At 66.7% G+C, this 17380-nt stretch carries 14 protein-coding genes; 10 read left to right on the top strand and 4 right to left on the bottom strand.

Annotation, left to right across the window (positions count from 1 at the left end; all coding sequences use genetic code 11):
* The first annotated feature begins 108 nt into the window (after window positions 1-108).
* From QF819_05615 to gltA, 4 genes are all read left to right on the top strand, one after another.
* Window positions 109-1239, top strand: a complete 1131-nt coding sequence (locus QF819_05615) for a bifunctional chorismate mutase/prephenate dehydrogenase (GenBank protein ID MDP6802640.1) — start codon at window positions 109-111, stop codon at window positions 1237-1239.
* Window positions 1236-2384: a pyridoxal phosphate-dependent aminotransferase gene (locus QF819_05610; GenBank protein ID MDP6802639.1), complete on the top strand. Its 1149-nt coding sequence runs from the start codon at window positions 1236-1238 to the stop codon at window positions 2382-2384. The genes QF819_05615 and QF819_05610 overlap by 4 nt, the downstream gene beginning before the upstream one ends.
* A 232-nt stretch (window positions 2385-2616) precedes the next feature.
* The gene (locus QF819_05605; GenBank protein MDP6802638.1) at window positions 2617-3507 is read left to right on the top strand and encodes a sulfide/dihydroorotate dehydrogenase-like FAD/NAD-binding protein; all 891 of its coding nucleotides are present in this window, start codon (window positions 2617-2619) and stop codon (window positions 3505-3507) included.
* Complete coding sequence (gltA, locus tag QF819_05600) at window positions 3504-4985, top strand: NADPH-dependent glutamate synthase (protein MDP6802637.1); 1482 nt, start codon at window positions 3504-3506, stop codon at window positions 4983-4985. The genes QF819_05605 and gltA overlap by 4 nt, the downstream gene beginning before the upstream one ends.
* 83 nt (window positions 4986-5068) lie before the next feature.
* Here gltA and QF819_05595 read toward each other — a convergent pair whose 3' ends face one another.
* Complete coding sequence (locus QF819_05595; GenBank protein ID MDP6802636.1) at window positions 5069-5746, bottom strand: hypothetical protein; 678 nt, start codon at window positions 5744-5746, stop codon at window positions 5069-5071.
* A gap of 183 nt (window positions 5747-5929) precedes the next feature.
* On the opposite strand from QF819_05595, the gene QF819_05590 reads away from it, so the two are divergent.
* The 3 genes from QF819_05590 to QF819_05580 are packed head-to-tail and all read left to right on the top strand — an operon-like array spanning window position 5930 to window position 9930.
* Entirely contained in the window at window positions 5930-7711 is a 1782-nt protein-coding gene (locus QF819_05590) for an SLC13 family permease (protein MDP6802635.1), read from the top strand.
* A 15-nt stretch (window positions 7712-7726) separates the two neighbouring features.
* On the top strand, window positions 7727-9139 hold the full coding sequence (locus QF819_05585; GenBank protein MDP6802634.1) for an aminotransferase class V-fold PLP-dependent enzyme: 1413 nt from the start codon (window positions 7727-7729) through the stop codon (window positions 9137-9139).
* On the top strand, window positions 9103-9930 hold the full coding sequence (locus tag QF819_05580) for a class I SAM-dependent methyltransferase (GenBank protein ID MDP6802633.1): 828 nt from the start codon (window positions 9103-9105) through the stop codon (window positions 9928-9930). Before QF819_05585 ends, QF819_05580 begins: the two co-directional genes overlap by 37 nt.
* On the opposite strand, the gene QF819_05575 is transcribed toward QF819_05580, so the two are convergent.
* The gene (locus QF819_05575) at window positions 9882-11072 is read right to left on the bottom strand and encodes a hypothetical protein (GenBank protein MDP6802632.1); all 1191 of its coding nucleotides are present in this window, start codon (window positions 11070-11072) and stop codon (window positions 9882-9884) included. The two genes, QF819_05580 and QF819_05575, sit on opposite strands and share 49 nt — an antisense overlap.
* A 22-nt stretch (window positions 11073-11094) precedes the next feature.
* On the bottom strand, window positions 11095-11535 hold the full coding sequence (locus QF819_05570; protein MDP6802631.1) for a hypothetical protein: 441 nt from the start codon (window positions 11533-11535) through the stop codon (window positions 11095-11097).
* Window positions 11536-11698: 163 nt separating this feature from the next.
* On the opposite strand from QF819_05570, the gene QF819_05565 reads away from it, so the two are divergent.
* From QF819_05565 to QF819_05555, 3 genes are all read left to right on the top strand, one after another.
* Window positions 11699-12463: an RNA methyltransferase gene (locus QF819_05565; GenBank protein MDP6802630.1), complete on the top strand. Its 765-nt coding sequence runs from the start codon at window positions 11699-11701 to the stop codon at window positions 12461-12463.
* 89 nt (window positions 12464-12552) lie between these two features.
* Window positions 12553-14691 carry a tetratricopeptide repeat protein gene (locus QF819_05560; protein ID MDP6802629.1) on the top strand — a complete coding sequence of 713 codons (2139 nt, stop codon included), beginning with the start codon at window positions 12553-12555 and terminating at the stop codon, window positions 14689-14691.
* 86 nt (window positions 14692-14777) lie between these two features.
* Window positions 14778-15383, top strand: a complete 606-nt coding sequence (locus tag QF819_05555) for an HNH endonuclease (protein ID MDP6802628.1) — start codon at window positions 14778-14780, stop codon at window positions 15381-15383.
* A 19-nt stretch (window positions 15384-15402) separates the two neighbouring features.
* Here QF819_05555 and QF819_05550 read toward each other — a convergent pair whose 3' ends face one another.
* Complete coding sequence (locus QF819_05550) at window positions 15403-17082, bottom strand: glutamine--tRNA ligase/YqeY domain fusion protein (protein ID MDP6802627.1); 1680 nt, start codon at window positions 17080-17082, stop codon at window positions 15403-15405.
* Between the last annotated feature and the right edge of the window lie 298 nt (window positions 17083-17380).

Raw genomic sequence — 17380 nt, 5'->3', positions numbered from 1 at the left:
CTCCCCGCGCGCCAAGCACGCACGACCACCCCACGCTGGGCATCCCCGCGGCGATCGGTTAGCCTCCCCGCACGCCGGGCGCCGGTCCCCCCGGCCACCGGAGGCCCCATGACCCGCCCCGATTTCGAAGACGCGCTCTCGAAACACCGCCGGGAGATCCAGTCGCTCGACGGGGAGATCCTCCGCCTCATTGCGAAGCGCGGAGAGATCGCCCACGAGATCGGGATGCTCAAACGCGACGCCCGCATTCCGCTCCGGAACTACGAAGTCGAGTCTCGTGTCGTCACCCGTCTTCGGGACCGCGCCCGCGAGTTGGGGCTCGACGGGTCCGTCGGCGAGGAACTCGCCGTCTTCCTCATTCGCCGGGCGGTGGAAACCCAGTCCCCGCTGGTGGACAGCCTCCACGACGGCGACCGGCGGCGTGTGCTCGTCGTCGGCGGGTGCGGCGGCATGGGCCGCTGGGTCTCGCGCTTCCTCCATGTGCAGGGGCATACCGTTCGCGTCCACGACCCCGCCGATGCCGAAGGCGGGTTCCCGCGCGTCTCCACGCTGGCCGAAGGCGCCGCCTGGGCCGAACTCACGCTCCTCGCCGTCCCGATCGGCGCGACGGCCGCCGCGCTCCACGAGATCGCCTCCCACAATCCCCCCGGAGTGGTCGCGGAGATGTGCAGCGTGAAGTCACACCTTGTCGACGATCTCTCCGCGCTCCGGGAACGCGGCGTCCGCGTGGTTTCATTCCATCCCATGTTCGGTCCGGGAGCGCGTGTCCTCAGCGGCAAGCAGGTGCTCATCTGCCGCGCCGGCCACGCACGGGACGAAGCGATCGTGGAGGAACTCTTCACCGCGACAAGTGCGCAGGTGGTCCCCGTCGACCTCGCGGAACACGACCGCCACATGGCCGCGGTTCTCGGCATGGCGCACCTCCTCAATGTCGGTTTCGCCCGCGCGCTCGACCTCTTCGGGTTGTCGTTCGCGGAACTCGCCGCCGTGAGCGGCGTGACATTCCGTAGACAGGCGGGAACCACGCGCGAGGTCGCCTCCGAGAACCCGCGCCTCTACTACGAGATCCAGGAGCGCAACCCGCACACGAAAGAGGTTCTGCGGACGCTGATCGACGCGTTCGAGGAGATTCGCCGCTCCGTGGACGAAGGCGACGCCGCACGCTTCGAGGCGATCATGGACGCCGGGCGGTGCTTCTTCGAATCGGAAGGCTCCCCGCCCGCCGAGGCCGCGCCATGATCGAGGGACCGCCGCGCCGCGGCATCGATCTGGTGTGGAACGCGCTCCCGCCGAACGCCCCGCACAACCTCCTGGTCGGCGCTCCCTGCTTCGATCCGCCGGGCGAACTGCGCGACGCCCTCGCCCGGGCCGCGCGGGTCCGGAACTGGGATTACTCGAGCAGCCAGGGGTCGGCCGCGCTCCGCGACGCCATCGTCCGTCTGCGCGCGCGGCGCGGGGAAGAGTGGTCGCCCGGGCAGGTGTTCGTGACGCAAGGTTCGAAGCTGGCCGTGCTGGCCGTGCTCGGCACCCTCCTCCGGCCCGGCGACGAAGTCGTGGTCCCGACGCCGGGATACGGACCCTATCGCAGCGCGCCGCCGCTGGTCGGGGCCACCGTCATTCCGGTGCCGCGTTCGGCTCCCGACTTCGCGTTCGATGCAGACCGGATCGCGTCCGCCTTCACCCCGAAGACGCGGGCCGTCATTCTGTCGTCGCCGTGCAACCCCACCGGAGCCATCCTTCGCGCCGAAGAGGAACGCCGCCTCGCCGAGGCCGTCCGCGCGCAGGGCGCGTATCTGGTCATGGATCTCGCGTATGAGAACTTCCGCTATGCGGGCGGGCGCAACGAAGCGCCCCCGCCCTCTCCCGCGCCCGGCGCCGACGGCGACCCCGTCATTCGCATCCACAGCTTCTCCAAGACATTCGGCGTGTGCGGGTGGCGCATGGGGTACACGCTGGCCGACGCCGAACTCGTGCGTGCCTTCACGGCGTTCCAGGCCGCGCACCTCAACCCGCCCAACACGATCGTCCAGGATGCGCTCGTGTCCGCGCCGGAAGTGCCCGACTCGTTCCTTGCGTCGGCGCGGCAGTGCGTGCGGTCCCGCGTGGATGCCCTCCTCTCGGCGCTCTCCGACACCGCACTTCCCGCTCCGGACCCGGAGGGTGGATTCTGTCTCTTCGCCGACGCCACGGAGGCCATGCGTCTCACCGGCGCGGCGGACGCATTGTCCTTCTGCACGCGCCTCGCGCGGGAGGCCGGGGTCGGCTTCACCCCGGGGACGGATTTCGGCACGCCCGGCCATGTGCGCATTTCCGCCACGGGGCTTGCCCGACCCGCCGACGCGCCGGACCTCGCGGACCGACTCCGGCGGTTTCTTTCGGCATAGACCCCCCGGATTCGCGCGGGAGGCCCGGTCACCCCCCCGGCCGCCCGGGCTCTTCGCTCGCGCCGCCACGCCCCCTCCGCCCTGTTTCTCTCCTGCCCGGCTTGCCTTTGGCCGCGAAACGGATATCATCCGTGGACTGGATTCCCCACCTGCATGGTCCAATCGGCGCATGGTGAGAGGTGCGGGCCAGACACCGTCACCTCATGACGCATCGAACCAGGGAGCGTGAGCCGTGCCCAACAGGATCGTCACCGCCAGAGAGCTGGCGGAGAATGTGATGCTCTTCGAGATTGAGGCGAGACACATCGCCGAACGAGGACAGGCCGGACAGTTCGTGATCCTCCGCGTGTCCGACCGCGGCGAACGCATCCCGCTCACCATTGCCCATCGGAATCCGGAGCGCGGCACCATCACGCTGGTCGTGCAGCAGGTCGGAAAGACCACCGACGACATGAACCTCCTGCGCGAAGGCGACGAGATCCTCGACCTCGCCGGGCCTCTCGGCAAGCCGACGGAAATCCCCGACGGAGGCAAGACCGTGGTGTGCGTCGGGGGCGGAATCGGCATCGCTGTCGTATGGCCGATGGCTGAAGCGTTCCGTGCCGCGGGAAACCGCGTGGTCTCGGTGCTCGGCGCACGGGAGAAAGGCCTTCTCATTCTGGAAGACGAGGTCCGCGCCGTCAGCGACGACCTCATCATTACCACCGACGACGGATCCTATGGAAAGCACGGTCTCGTCACGAACGCGCTGCAGGACATGATCGACGCCGGAGAGAAGATCGACGAAGTCGTCTGCATCGGCCCGGTCATCATGATGAAGTTCGTCTGCAAGACCACCGAACCGCATGACATCCCGACGCTGGTCTCGCTGAACCCGATCATGGTCGATGGCACCGGAATGTGCGGAGCCTGCCGGGTCACCGTGGGCGGGGAGACCCAGTTCGCCTGCGTGGAGGGACCGGAGTTCGACGGGCACCAGGTCGACTTCGACGAACTGATGAGCAGGCTGGCCTACTATCACGAGGAAGAGGCCCTTGCCCGGGAACGCGGGCATCGGTGTCGTCTTGCGGCTCTCGCGGACAGACCGTCCGGCGCAACCGGCGAACAGGTGGGGACAGAATGACCGACAAGAAAAAGCCCGCGAAGCGAAAGTTCAACAAGTCGAAGAACAAGACTCCCATGCGGGAACAGGCTCCGGAAGAACGCGTGAACAACTGGCGGGAAGTCCCGCTGGGTTACTCGCCGGAAGAGGCCACGGAAGAGGCGCGACGCTGCATCCAGTGCAAGGACAAGCCGTGCATTCCGGGGTGCCCCGTGGGCATCGACATCCCCGCGTTCCTGTCTCTCGTCGCGGACTCAAACTACGAGGGCGCGCTCCGCAAGATCAAGGAGAAGAACTTTCTCCCCGCCATCTGCGGCCGCGTCTGCCCGCAGGAAGATCAGTGCGAACTGGTCTGCACGCTGAACAAGCCGAAGCAGGGCCGCGACCCCGGCGGGATCGGCCGCGTGGAGCGCTTCATCGGCGACTGGTCGCTCGAGCACGGCGTCGGCGGCACCCCAAGCGTCGCTCCCGCCACCGGGAAGAAGGTCGCCATCATCGGGTCGGGCCCGAGCGGCCTGACCGCCGCAAGCGATCTGATCCAGCTGGGCCACGAAGTGACCGTGTTTGAGGCGCTGCACAAGCCGGGCGGAGTGCTCTTCTACGGCATCCCCGAGTTCCGGATGCCAAAGGCCATTCTGGTTCGCGAGATCGAAGGCCTGAAGGAGATGGGCGTCGAGTTTGTCATGAACTATCCGGTCGGCAAGGCGGAGTCGCTCCACTCCATCCGCGACCGGTTCGACGCCACCTTCATCGGCACCGGCGCGGGGCTCCCCTGGTTCCTGGGCATTCCCGGCGAGAACCTCAACGGCGTGTACTCGGCCAACGAATACCTGACGCGCATCAACCTGATGGGCGCGTACAACTTCCCCGAGAACGACACGCCCATCAAGAATGTCCGAAGGGTCGCCGTGATCGGCGCCGGGAACACCGCGATGGACTCCGCGCGCACTTCAAGACGGCTGAACCCGGAGAAGGTCCACCTGATCTACCGAAGATCCCGCCTGGAGATGCCCGCGCGGATCGAAGAGATCCACCACGCCGAGGAAGAGGGCGTGGATCTCAACCTGCTTCACTCTCCGATCGAGATTCTCGACGACGGCCACGGCGCGGTCGGGGGAATCAAGTGCCAGGAGATGGAACTGGGCGAACCCGACGACTCCGGCCGCCGCCGCCCCGTCCCGATCGAGGGGCAGACCAAGGTCTTCGATGTGGACACGGTGGTCATGGCCATCGGGCAGGGTCCGAACCCGCTGCTGGTTTCCGACTGCCCGGAACTGGAGCGGGACGAAAGGCGCGGCACGATCATCGTCCACGCCGAGACGATGCAGTCATCGCTTCCGGATGTGTTCGCGGGCGGGGACATCGTGACCGGCGGAGCCACGGTGATCCTGGCCATGGGGGCCGGGCGGACGGCGGCGACGGCCATGCATCGCTACCTGACCACGGGCAACCCGGAAGCGCCCCCCGAGGAAACCGAAACGGCCGAATCGGAAGCCTGATTCCCGGCCGGGCTTCCCGCTCGCGGTGGAGCGCACGCACGATCCGGGTGTCGTTCTTCCGGGGTGCCCGCACGCCCGCAGACTCAGGCCGACCCGCTCCCCGCGTCGCCCGGGGGGTTCTGGCGGCTTCCGATTTCCCGCCACCACTCGTCGCGCTCCGTGGGCGGGCCATGGCTGGTGATCTCCGAGAGCACCGCGTCGAAGACATCGTGGAGCGTGAAGCCTCGCCGGAGTTCCCGGCGGAACATGCCCTGCGCGCGGCCTCCGCCGTCCGTCCCGGCTCCCGCCCCGATTCCGGTCGCGCCCTCCGCCGGGATCTCCATCACAAAGCGCGGTTTCAGGAGGATGGGCAGGTGGCCGATGCAGAATGTCGGGATGGCCTCAATGGAGTACGCCTCTTCCTCGCGGTGGTTCCGTCCCACGAGTACCGGGTTCAGGTCGAACCGATCCTCGATGGAGAGCCACTCCCAGCAGATCTCCAGATAGTCGAGGTCGCAGATCTCCTCGTCCGTCGCCGGGCGCTGCACCTCTTCGACGAAATCGTCCAGAAGTTCCGTGAACAGTGGGCGAAGAAAGTCGCGGTGCCGCTCCGCCAGCAGGAGAAGGTCTCGCAGCGTGACCGCATCGTGCGTGCGAACCGCCATCCTGAGAAACGACGGAAGCTCGTCCGTGACATCGCGCATGTGGCTGCGGCCCGTTGCCGAATCCCAGACCGGCGCGCGAAGCACCCCGCCCGGAAGCAGCATGGAATGGACACTCATCGGCCCCTCCTCCCCCGTTCGTCCACCCGGACCCCGGTCGCGGGCATTCTGCCCTCAACCCGCCCTGAATGCAAGGAGTCCCCGGCCCGCACTCCTCTCCAGTTGCGAAAATCGCCGCGCACCCCCATGCTCAACCCGCTTGTGGGGCTTCGCCCGCCACCCGTTCCCGGGGGGAGGTGACCGATGGACCAGTGGATCTTTCTCGCCATCCTGATCGGCGGCGTGGTGCTCTTTCTCACCCGCGCGCTCCCCTATGAGGCGACCGCGGCGCTCATCATCGCGGCACTCGCCGGCACGGGTCTCCTGACGCCCGCGGAAGCCCTCTCCGGCCTGTCCAGCCCCGCCACCGTCACGATCGCGGCCATGTTCATTCTCTCGGCCGGTCTCATCCGAACCGGGGCGCTGGAGTTTTTGGTGGAACTCCTCCGCCGGGGCGCACGCCGAAGCGTCATGCGCCTCGGTGCGTTTCTGGCGTCGCTGATCTCGCTGGCCAGCGCGTTTCTCAACAACACGCCCGTCGTCATCATGATGGTGCCGGTCACGCTGGAGTTGTCGCGACACTTCAAGATCAAGCCGTCCAAGCTCCTGCTCCCCGTCAGCTATTTCGCCATTCTCGGCGGCACCTGCACGCTCATCGGAACCAGCACGAACCTCCTCGTCCACGAAGCCTACCGGGCGCATGGCGGCCCCGGCTTCGGGATCTTCGAGTTCGCGCCGCTGGGACTCTGCTTCCTGGCCATCGGGTTGCTGTACATTGCGCTCTTCGCCCGGAAGATCCTCCCGAACCGCGCGCCGCTCGCGACGCTTCTGCCGGAAGACCGCGGCGCCACCTTCGTCACCGAACTTCTGGTCGGGCCCGCCGCCGATCTCGTCGCGTCCCCCATCCGCGATATCTTCCCGCCCGACTCCACCGATGTGCGCCTTCTGGAAATCGTCCGCGGTGAGCAGGTTCTCTTCGCCGGGCAGGCCATGGACGAGTCAGTGCAACCGGAGGACTCCCTCATTGTCGAAGGGACGCCCGCGGGCATCACGCACTTTATCGACCGGCACGGCCTGCGCGTGGCCAGCGTTGTGGAAGACGAGAAGCGCGTGGAGGTGCGCTCCATGGACCTTTCCATTGCGGAGGCGGTCGTGTTGCCGGATTCCCCCTTCGTGGGGGTGCAGGTGAGTCGACTCGGGCTCAACCGTCTCTACGGCGTCAAGGTCATGGCGATCCAGCGGCACGGGCGCCAGCACCGCTACCACATCCGCGGCATGCGACTTCAGGGCGGCGATGTCCTCCTCCTGCAGGCCGACCGGCGCGGCCTCGGGGCGCTTCGCGAGACCGGTTCCGTCATGGTCGTGGAGGGGGTGGACCGGATGGTCGTCAACGCCAGGCGCGCACCCATCGCCATCGGAACGCTGGCGATCGTGGTGGCGCTCGCCGCGTTGCATGTGGCACCGCTGTCCGTACTGGCGGTCGGCGGCGCCGGGGTGCTCATGGCCACGCGCTGCCTCCGCCCGCGTGAGGCGATGGACGCGCTCGATCCGCCGGTGCTGCTGTTGATCGTCGGGTCCATTCCGCTCGGTGTCGCCATGGAAAAAACCGGCGTTGCCGCATCACTCGTCGGTTGGACGATGGGAGTGCTCGGTCCCCTGGGACCGGTCGCCGTTCTCTCGGGCTTCTACGCCGTGACAAGCCTCCTCACCTCTTTTCTGTCCAACAACGCCACCGCGGTGCTCATGGCCCCGGTCGCCTTCGGAGTCGCCGAGGCGCTCGGCGCCGACCCGCGGCCGTTCCTTCTCGCCATCGCGTTCGGGGCTTCCGCGAGTTTCGCCACACCCATCGGATACCAGACAAACACCATCGTCATGGGGCCGGGCGGGTACACCTTCGCCGACTACATCCGCTTCGGGCTTCCGCTGAACCTCCTGCTATGGGTGGCGGCGACGATTCTCATTCCCGTCTTCTGGCCACTCTTCTAGCCCGCGAGGATCCTCTTGAAGCTGGACATTCGCTGGATTCGGGACGAGTTCCCCATCTGTCGACAGAAGTTTCCTCTGCCCGGACACGACGCCCCGCAGCCGATCCGCTACTTCGATCACGGAGCCAGCACGCACCCGCCGCGCGCGGTCATCGACACGCACCGCGAGTTTGTGGAGAAGTACTACTCCAACATTCACCGCGGGCACCACAACCTGAGCATGATCGCCAGCGACCTCTTCGACCGGGTGACGGAAACGGTCGCCGGGATGGTCGGCGCGGATCTCTCCGAGAAGACCGTCTTCCTCACGACGAACACGACCGCCGCGCTGGATCTCGCTTCTCACGCCGTGGCCAGTCTCGACGGCGTGGTGCTGACCACACTGTTGGAGCACCACTCGAACGACCTTCCTTATCGTGCGCGCGGGGAGACCCTCCTCGTCGGGGCGACTCCGGAAGGGGCGCTCGACATGGAGGACATGGAGCGGAAACTGACGAACCACCCGGTGAAGCTGGTCGCGGTGACCGGAGCATCGAATGTCTCCGGGTGGATGCCCGACATCCACGAGATCGCCCGCCTTGCGCACGAACACGGCGCGCTCATCTGTGTGGACGCGGCGCAGCTTCTGGCACACAAGCGCATCGACATGCGCCGCGCCTCTGACCCGGAGCACATCGACTTTCTCGCGGCGGCCGGCCACAAGGCCTACGCGCCGTTCGGGTCGGCGTTTCTCGTCGCGCCCCGCGACTTCATGGACACCGTGCCGCCGTATCTGCCGGGGGGCGGCACGGTGCTCGCCGTGACCCATGACGATGTCGTCTGGACCACCGGCCCGGATCGCCATCTCGGCGGCACACCCAACATTCCCGGCGCCATCGCCATGGCCCGCGCTCTGCGTTTCCTCCAGGACACGGGCCTCGATGCGGTGCGCGAACACGAACTGGATCTCACGCGGCGCCTCCTGGCCGGGCTTGCCGGGATCGACGGCGTGAATGTCCTCGGCCCCCCTTCCCCGGACGAACGCCTCGGGGTGGTCGGGTTCAACATCGACGGGATTCATCACGATCTCGTCTCCGCAATCCTCAACCACGAAGGCGGGATCGCCACGCGCAACGGGTGCTTCTGCGCGCATCCGTATCTGCATCATCTGCTGGGCCTGGACGATGTCGGCGATCTGGTCGACAGCCTCCGGCGCGGCGACGAAGACCCCCTGCTCCCCGGCGCGGTCCGCATCAGCATCGGGCTGTTCAATACGGAAGAGGAGATCGATCTTGCGCTGGAGTGGGTGGAGCGGATTCGTGACCGCAAGTGGTCCGGTTCCTACGACCTGGAGCGCGGGAACTTCTGTCGGCCGGTCTTCTTTCGCTTGCAGGGAGACGGACACCAGACCGAGTGCCCGACCTCAAGAAACGCGGGCGGTTCATCCTGACCGCCACGCCGCCCGGACTGGCGCGTCCGGAGTTCGATGCCATGGCCAAGTGGTACGACTTCGACTACGACCGCCGCGTCCGAAAGGACATCCCGTTTTATCTGGACTGCGCCCGTGAAGGCGGGAACCCCGTGCTGGAACTTGGCGCGGGAACCGGCCGCGTGACACGCCACCTGGTGCGGGCGGGCTTTGCCGTCACCGGGTTGGAAGTCTCCCGGCGAATGCTGGAACGAGCGCGCGTGCGCCTTTCCCGCCTGCGCGAAGCACGCGGATCCTGGACGCTTCTCGAAGGCGACATGGCAAAGACTGCGATCCGGAAGCGTTTTGCCACGGTCCTCGTCCCGTTCCGCGCATTTCATCATCTGTACACCGTCGACCGGCAACTCGCCGCCCTCCGCCTCATCCGCACGCACCTTCGCCCGGACGGGTTGGCCGTCATCGACCTCTTTCATCCGGACATCCCCGAGTTCGAGCGGCTCAACGGGCGACTCGTGGTCGCTTACGACCGCAAGGGTCCGGAACCCGGGACGCGCGTTGTCCAGCGGTTCCGCATGACTTGTGACTTTCCACGCCAGATGGGAGCCATCGACTACTACTGGGATGTCTATCAAGGCCGTCGCAGGCTTTCCCGAGACCATGCGCCCATGCGTTGGCGCTGGTTTCACCGGTATGAGTTCGAGCATCTTCTGGCGCGCGCCGGATTGCGGACGGCGCGGGTCGTCGGAGACTTTGACGGCCGTCCCTACGACTCCGATTCCGAAGAGATGGTCTTCTTCGTGAACCGCGCCTGAGCGAACACCCGGCGAACGCGATCCGGGCGAATCGGCCGCCACCCTTCCAGCCACGCAAACACGACCCGAAGCATGACCCACGCGGGCAGCACAAAGTCGATCGCGTAGCGGCCCACCCCACCCGTGCGCGGTTCCCATCGAAGCAGGAGCGCGCACGCCAGGTAGAGCGCCCCCGGGCCGGTGACGAGCGTTCGCCCGGTGGGAAGTGCGCGGCGAATCGCCAGCGTCACGGCAAGAAGCGCCGTAGAAAACACGAGCGCGGGAACGGCCAGTTCCTCGCGAAAGAGGTCCGGCGCGAAGGAAAGGCCCGCAACGAACGCCAGTGGCGCGTCGTGGAAGAACCACTCCCGGCGGCCCGCTGTGGAGGCGATCGTCTCCCCCGTGCGCCCGAGTGCAATCCCGAAGCCCAGCATCACAAAAGGCAGCCACAGCAGGAGCCTCGGAACCTGCCACGCCCCCCAAAGGAGCATCGTCGCAAGGACGAGTCGCCCGCTGACGCGCGCGCGACGCACCAGCAACAGGTAGACAATGGCCGCCGCCAACCCCAGCGCCCCCGATTCGCCCAGCACCAGAAGCGGATTGCGCCAGAGAACCCGCGCACTGTATTCCTGCGCCCACCGCAGGGGCGGCATGGACGAGTACACCACGCCGACAAGAAGCACCGAGACCAGGAAGATCGCGCCGACATTCGCGGGCGGTGCGCTGCGGAAGTCCCGAAGCGCCAGCAACGGGAACGGGGCGAGCGCCACGGCCAGCGGCACGAAAAACGGCAGCAGCGTCTTGCTGGAACCCGGGTCCGCAAGAACATCCGGAAGTGCCAGGACCGCCACACCCAGCGCCATGGCGGAAAGTGCGACCGGCGGGACCATTCCCCACAGGATCGCGTGGGGTGGGCGACGGAGCATTCCCTCGCCAAGGCGATGCCCGACCACTCCCAGGAGAACGCCGGTATGCAGCACGATCCCGGGCATGGTTCGCGAGAGAGTCTCGAACGAAAGAACTTCCGCGCCCGCGCGACCCAGAAGAACTCCCGCGCAGAGCGTGACGCCCGTGGCGGGGAGGCGAAGCAGTCGGGCGAGGGCATAGACCGCACCGCCCGATGCGGCCAGCACTACATAGAGGAGAATCCCCTGAAAGTCCAAGGCGGCTCCGCCGGAAAGCAGACTAGTAGTACGACTGGCTCTTCAGTTTCTGGTGTTCGAGTTCCATGCGCGCAAGCCTCGCGAACAGACGCTGCGCCTTCGGCGTGCTGGAACCCCTGGCCATGCCCTTGTAGAGACAGAAGAGGCACACATCCAGGTTGTTGGCCTGTTCCAGAACATCCTCCGCGGTGGCGTCCGCCTGGAACCTCAGCCCCTGGAGGTAGGTTCGCGGGTCTTCGATGTCCGTATCGAACTGCACCCATTCGTCGAGAGTGGCCACATGGTCCGGCGTTTCCTTCTCCATCGTGGAGAGCGCATCCGCGAGTGCCTGCTGGTGCTCGGAGAGAAAGTCGATGAGCACCTTCGCTCGCCCGTCTTCCACAGTGTCCTTCGCGTCGGCGAGACGCTGGCCGAACTCCGAGTGGAAGGTCTCGACCTTCGTCAGGATTTCTCGAATGGTCATGAACGGCATGCGTTCGCACCCCCCTGGTTTGCGGACGGCGGGGTCCGCCCACGGAAGCGGATTGTCGCACACCCCGCCCGGGGGCGCAAAGGGGACCGCGACAGTTCCACGCTCCGCACGCGGGTGCTACCATGTCCCGACCGTGCAGGAGTTCGGGGGGGCCATGAAGTCGAAGGTGGTGTTCATTCTCGCAGGAACGCGCTCCCCGGGGAATCTCGGGGCCGTGTGTCGTGCAGCCAAGGCCTTCGGCTTCCCCGAGGTACGCCTCGTGGACCCTCGGATGGATCCCGCGGACCCCGAGGCCGTTCGCCTCTCGCACGGCGCCGAGGATGTGCTGGAAGGCGCACGCGTCTGCGACTCGCTGCGCGACGCGCTGGACGGGTGTTCGCGAAGTTGCGCCACGACCGCCCGTCCGCGCGACTGGTCGCGGCCCGTACTCGATCCTGGGGCCATGGCGTCCCGCGCCGCCGATTCCCCTGCGCCACTCGGGCTTCTCTTCGGGCCGGAGGATCGCGGGCTCACGAACGAACAACTCGCGGCTTGCGACGAAGTCGTCTCCATCCCGCTCCCGAGCAATCCGGGAGCCACGCTCAGTCTTCCGCAGGCCGCCACAATCCTCGCGTCCGAACTGTCGCGCGCGTACGGCCACTCAACGATTCACCCCCCCGCACGGAGTGATCGAAGCGCGCGAGGGGCGCGTCCGTTGAACTCCGCGGAACGGAACGAACTCCTCGGGGAAGTGGAGTCCACACTGCGCGAAATCGGCTTCCGTCCCCGACCGAACGAGACGCGGTTTCGCGGATCTCTTCGCGACTTTCTCGCTCGCGCCGGCACGACCCATGGCGATCGTCTCCTTCTGCGATTCGTTCTTGCCCAGACCGGGAAGTGGAAGCGGCGCATCGCGGGGAACTCCGGGGAGTCTCCGTGAGTCGGAAGAGAAGGAAGCGCGAGGGACGACACCAGTCCGCCGGACCGACTCCACCCCGCCGGACCGCAATCCCCCGCGTCGGGCCGGGAGTGCTGCTCGTTCTGGGCTGTCTGGCGTTGTTCGCCCTGCATACGCATCTCTTCCGATTCACGCAGGACGACGCATTCATCTCCATTCGATATGCGCAAAACCTCGTGGACGGGCACGGCCTCGTGTTCAACCCCGGGGAGCGCGTGGAGGGATACTCCAACTTCTCGTGGACACTCCTTCTGGCGCTGCTTCTCCGCCTGGGCCTTCCCGTGACCACGGCGGCCTCCGCGCTGGGAAGCGCGTTCGGGGTCGCCACGATCGCGGTCGCGGCCCGGTTCGCGTGCCGCCTGGAAGGGCGCTGCGGTCCGGCCACAGTGGCGACGGCGGCGCTTCTGGCATCGAACACCGCGTTGGCGTTCTGGGCCGGGGCCGGGTTGGAGACCGCGCTCTTCGCTTTCCTGGTCACCGCGGGGCTGGAGCGGGCCTACGCGCCCGGGGTGTCCCGCCGTGGGCGCGCGCTGGCTCCCGCGCTTCTTGCCATGGCTTCGCTCACGCGCCCGGATGGGCCGCTTGTTTTTGCCGCGTGGATGGCCCTGCGTGCGCTCGACACCGCCACGCGCCGAGGCCCCTCGCGCGACGACCGCACCTGGCGGGGAGTCGTGTTCGATCTGGCCGTATTTGTCGCGGTCCTCCTTCCCCACGCCGTGTGGAAGTTCGCGTATTACGGCGACCTTCTCCCGAACACCTACTACGCGAAGGCCGGGTCGTCGGGAGAGTATCTGGCTCGCGGCGCGTCCTATGCCGTGGATTTCTTTCGCGCGCACGGCGCATGGGGAATCGCGCCGCTGCTCGCGCTGTGGGCCGCGCTTCGCGGAGGTCGAGATTCCATCGAAGCCCGGCTTCTGGCCGTCTGGGTGGTCTTCGCCGCTTACATCGTCCTCATTGGCGGCGATGTGCTCTATGTCCACCGGTTCTGGCTCCCCGTCCTCCCTGTTGGGTCCATCCTGACGGCTCTGGGAATCTGCCGCGCCGGGGAACTCCTCTCGCGGCGATTCGCGCCCGGGCGGCCACGCACCCCCGCGCTCGTCTCGGCGGCGCTTCTTCTCGTGATCGCCGGAAGTTCCTTCGCCATCACGCTCGCCCCGGTGCGCGACCGGCGAACGCAGGAACTTCTCTTCGTTCGGAGAATGCGCCAGAACGGCGAGTGGTTCCGCAAGCGCTTCGCGCCGGACTTCGTGCTTGCGACACCCACCGTCGGGGCTGTCGGGTATTACTCCGGCCTTCCGATCATCGACCTGCTCGGGTTGACGGACGCGGAGATCGCGCACCACCCGGACCCCATCCCCGGCCTCTCCGACACATGGCGCGAGATCAAGTACAACGCGGGCAGCGTTCTGGCTCGGCGGCCCGACGCGATTCTCTTCTCCACCGGCCTTCGTCCCAGTTCTGGAGCGGAGAAGGCGTTCTTCCTGTACGAAGAGTTCTTCCGCAGCTACTTCCCCTACTACTACCGGTCCACGCCGGGGCGCGTGAACATCGAGGCCATCTATCGCTTGCGGAGCGACGCTCCCGGCCCGGCCGACACATCGCGCCTCGCCTCCCCCGATCTGACCTTCGTCAACGAGTACTGCGACGGGCTTCTGGCCAACGGGGCAGGCCGGGGCAAGGAACGCGCCATCGAACACTTCCGAAAGTCGGACGAAGCCGCACCCGCCGCGTTTCTCTGGGCACGCGAATGGTGGGCGTCGGAGCGGGTCGACATGGGTGACCCGGCCGCGTTCCCTGTGCTCCGTGAGCTGGCAAGCCGTGACGAGCATCTCCTGATGGCGCAGTTGCGGATCGCGCAGAACGACCTTTCCAATCGGGAGTACGCTTCTGCCGAAGCGCGGTATCGTGCGGTGGCGGAGCTGGATCCGGACGACTCGCTCCCCTGGATCGGTCTTGCCGACACCTTTCGCCTGCGCGGCGATCCCGAATCCGCGCTTCCGTTCGCGGAGAAGGCCATACAGCTGTGGAATGTCGATCCGGCACATCTGGTTCTCTACGGGAATCTCTCGGCACAGCTTGGCCGCTTTGATCCCGCCGAGTGGGCGTATCGGCGAGCGCTGCTCGTCGACCCCCACTGCCGTCCGGCGATCGCGGGCCTCACGGCAGTGGCCACGGCGCGGGAGCACGCACGCAACCGGCCCGACCGGTAACCGGCCCGATTGCCGCGCACGCCCACTTTCACACAAGTGTGTTATACTGAGTCCGCATTGCACGCTCATCAGCGAACGGACAGAATATGAGCAACCCTTCCGCAGCGCTTGAACGGCCCGCGCTGGTACTCAACCGAAACTGGGTACCCATCCACCAGACGACGGGCCGCCACGCCCTCGTCCTGCTCTACAAGGCCGTGGTGCGTGCGGTGAACCCGGTTGACTGCTCGCTGCATCGCTTTGGGTCGTGGTCGGATCTTCGCGTGAGTGATGACGCCGCTGTGGTTTCGTCCGTGTCTTTCCGAATCATCGTCCCGGACATTGTCGTACTCGATTCGTTCTCGAAGATCCCCAGACGGCGCGTCCCGTTCAACCGCCGAAACCTCTTCGAGCGGGACCGGTCCACCTGTCAGTACTGCGGAAAGCACGAAGATCCGGAGACCATGACGATCGACCACATCCTTCCGCGTTCACGCGGAGGGACTTCTTCCTGGAAGAACTGTGTGATCGCGTGCGTGCACTGCAATCTGAAGAAGCGAGACCGCACCCCCAGAGAAGCCGGGATGCTCCTCGCCAGGACTCCGGTGCTTCCCACCTGGTCGCCGAAACTGCTCATGCGCCGGTTGCCGCGCCTGGCCTCATGGGAGCGCGTGATCGGTGAAGCTTACTGGAGCGTGGAACTGGAGCGGTAGGCTGCGCGGCGGAACGAACCTACGACGACGCCGACAGCTTCGCCCAGCTGTCACGAAGCGCGGCCGTCCGGTGAAACACGGGACTCCCCGGGCGCGAATCCACCGGGTCCGCGCGGAAGTACCCGTGCCGCATGAACTGGCAGGTGAAGCCCGGTTCCACTTCGCCGAGAGACGGCTCCAGCCTGCAGCCTGAGAGCGTCTGGAGCGAATCCTCGTTCAGGTGTTCCGTGAAGTCGGCATCCCCCGCGGTCGGGTCCGGTTCCCGGAACAGGCGGTCGTAGATGCGCACCTCGGCCTCCACGGATTGCGCCGCCGACACCCAGTGCAGCGTTCCGCGCACCTTGCGCCCGTCCGGGGACGCCCCCCCGCGTGATGCGGGATCGTAGGTGCAGCGAAGCTCCAGCACTTCCCCGGTATTCGGATCTTTCACGACTTCCCGGCAGGTCACGAAGTACGCGTGCTTCAGGCGCACCTCCTTCCCCGGTGCCAGTCGAAACCACTTGCGCGGCGCGTCTTCCAGAAAGTCCGTTCGCTCCACATACAGTTCCCGCGAGAACGGGATCTCCCGGCTTCCTGCCGCCTCGTCCTCCGGATTGTTTTCCGCATCGAGCATTTCCACCTGATCGTCGGGGTAGTTCTCGATCACGACTTTCAGCGGACGCAACACCGCCATGACGCGCGGCGCGGTGCGGTTCAGTTCTTCGCGCAGGCTGTTCTCCAGAAGCGCCATGTCGACCAGGCTGTCCCGCCTCGCGACTCCGATTTCCCCGCAGAAGTTCCGAATGGAACTGGCGGTATAGCCGCGCCGTCGCAAGCCGGAAAGGGTCGGCATTCGAGGGTCGTCCCATCCGGTCACATGTCCGCCGCTCACCAGTTCCGCCAGTTTGCGCTTGCTGGTCACGGTGTAAGCCAGATTCAACCGCGCAAACTCAATCTGGCGCGGGTGGTGCACGCCCAGCACTTCCAGAAACCAGTCGTACAGCGGCCGGTGGACCTCGAACTCCAGCGTGCAGAGCGAGTGCGTGACTCCTTCGATGGAATCCTCCAGCCCGTGCGCCCAGTCGTACATGGGGTAGACATGCCAGGCATCGCCGGTCCGGTGGTGCGGCGCATTTCGGATTCGGTAGAGCGGCGGATCGCGCAGGAGCATATTGGGGTGTGCCATGTCGATCTTCGCGCGGAGAAGGTGGGCTCCGTCGGGGAACTCCCCGGCCCGCATTCTCGCGAAGAGGTCCTCGCTTTCCTCCGCCGGACGGTCGCGATGCGGACTGTGCGTCCCCGGTGCCGTCACCGTTCCCCGCGTCTCGCGAATCTCCTCCATGCTCCGGCTGTCGACATATGCGTGCCCTTCGCGGATCAACCGAACCGCCAGTTCGTACATCTGCTCAAAGTAGTCGGATGCAAAGAGCGGGTCCTCGTCGCGCGCGAAACCAAGCCATCGGACATCGTTCACCATCGACTCGACAAACTCTTCCTCTTCGGAGATCGGATTGGTGTCGTCAAAGCGCAGCACACACCGTCCGCCAAACTCCTCCGCAATCCCGAAGTTCAGGCAGATCGATTTGGCGTGGCCAATGTGCAGATGACCGTTCGGCTCCGGTGGGAAACGCGTGCGCACACGATCACTCGCAAGCCCGTTCTCGATGTCCTTCGTGATGGCCGAGCGGATGAAGTCGCTGGCACTGTCCTGGCCGGTCATGTCACACGCCTCCGGGTGAGTGAAGGCGCGGAGCGTACGAACTGGACCCGGCGGTGTCCACCCCCGCAACCGCGCCACCCGCTACTGCTCCGCGCGGTTCCCCGGGGCGCGCCACTCCACCGGCGGAATCGGGCGCGGTGGCGTGGGGTGGGCACCGAGGCGAGTTCCGCAGCGCGCCGGGACCGGACGCGTGCCGCGTGTCTCCCGGCGAATCTCCCGGCGTGCGAGGACTGTCTGAGCCCGCGGGGTCCACCCCCGCCACTGCGCCACCCGCTACCGCGCCACCCGCTACTGCTCC

The sequence above is a fragment of the Gemmatimonadota bacterium genome (genome assembly GCA_030747075.1).
GTDB lineage: Bacteria > ARS69 > ARS69 > ARS69 > ARS69 > ARS69.
Note: the sequence above shows the minus strand (reverse complement) of the source record. Positions and strands in the feature narration are given on the sequence as shown.

Excerpts from the sequence above, each read along its gene's own strand:
- QF819_05615 (MDP6802640.1), top strand. The coding sequence starts at position 109 with ATGACCCGCCCCGATTTCGAAGACGCGCTCTCGAAACACCGCCGGGAG.
- QF819_05610 (MDP6802639.1), top strand. The coding sequence starts at position 1,236 with ATGATCGAGGGACCGCCGCGCCGCGGCATCGATCTGGTGTGGAACGCG.
- gltA (MDP6802637.1), top strand. The coding sequence starts at position 3,504 with ATGACCGACAAGAAAAAGCCCGCGAAGCGAAAGTTCAACAAGTCGAAG.
- QF819_05595 (MDP6802636.1), bottom strand. The coding sequence starts at position 5,746 with ATGAGTGTCCATTCCATGCTGCTTCCGGGCGGGGTGCTTCGCGCGCCG.
- QF819_05590 (MDP6802635.1), top strand. The coding sequence starts at position 5,930 with ATGGACCAGTGGATCTTTCTCGCCATCCTGATCGGCGGCGTGGTGCTC.
- QF819_05570 (MDP6802631.1), bottom strand. The coding sequence starts at position 11,535 with ATGACCATTCGAGAAATCCTGACGAAGGTCGAGACCTTCCACTCGGAG.
- QF819_05565 (MDP6802630.1), top strand. The coding sequence starts at position 11,699 with ATGAAGTCGAAGGTGGTGTTCATTCTCGCAGGAACGCGCTCCCCGGGG.
- QF819_05555 (MDP6802628.1), top strand. The coding sequence starts at position 14,778 with ATGAGCAACCCTTCCGCAGCGCTTGAACGGCCCGCGCTGGTACTCAAC.
- QF819_05550 (MDP6802627.1), bottom strand. The coding sequence starts at position 17,082 with ATGACCGGCCAGGACAGTGCCAGCGACTTCATCCGCTCGGCCATCACG.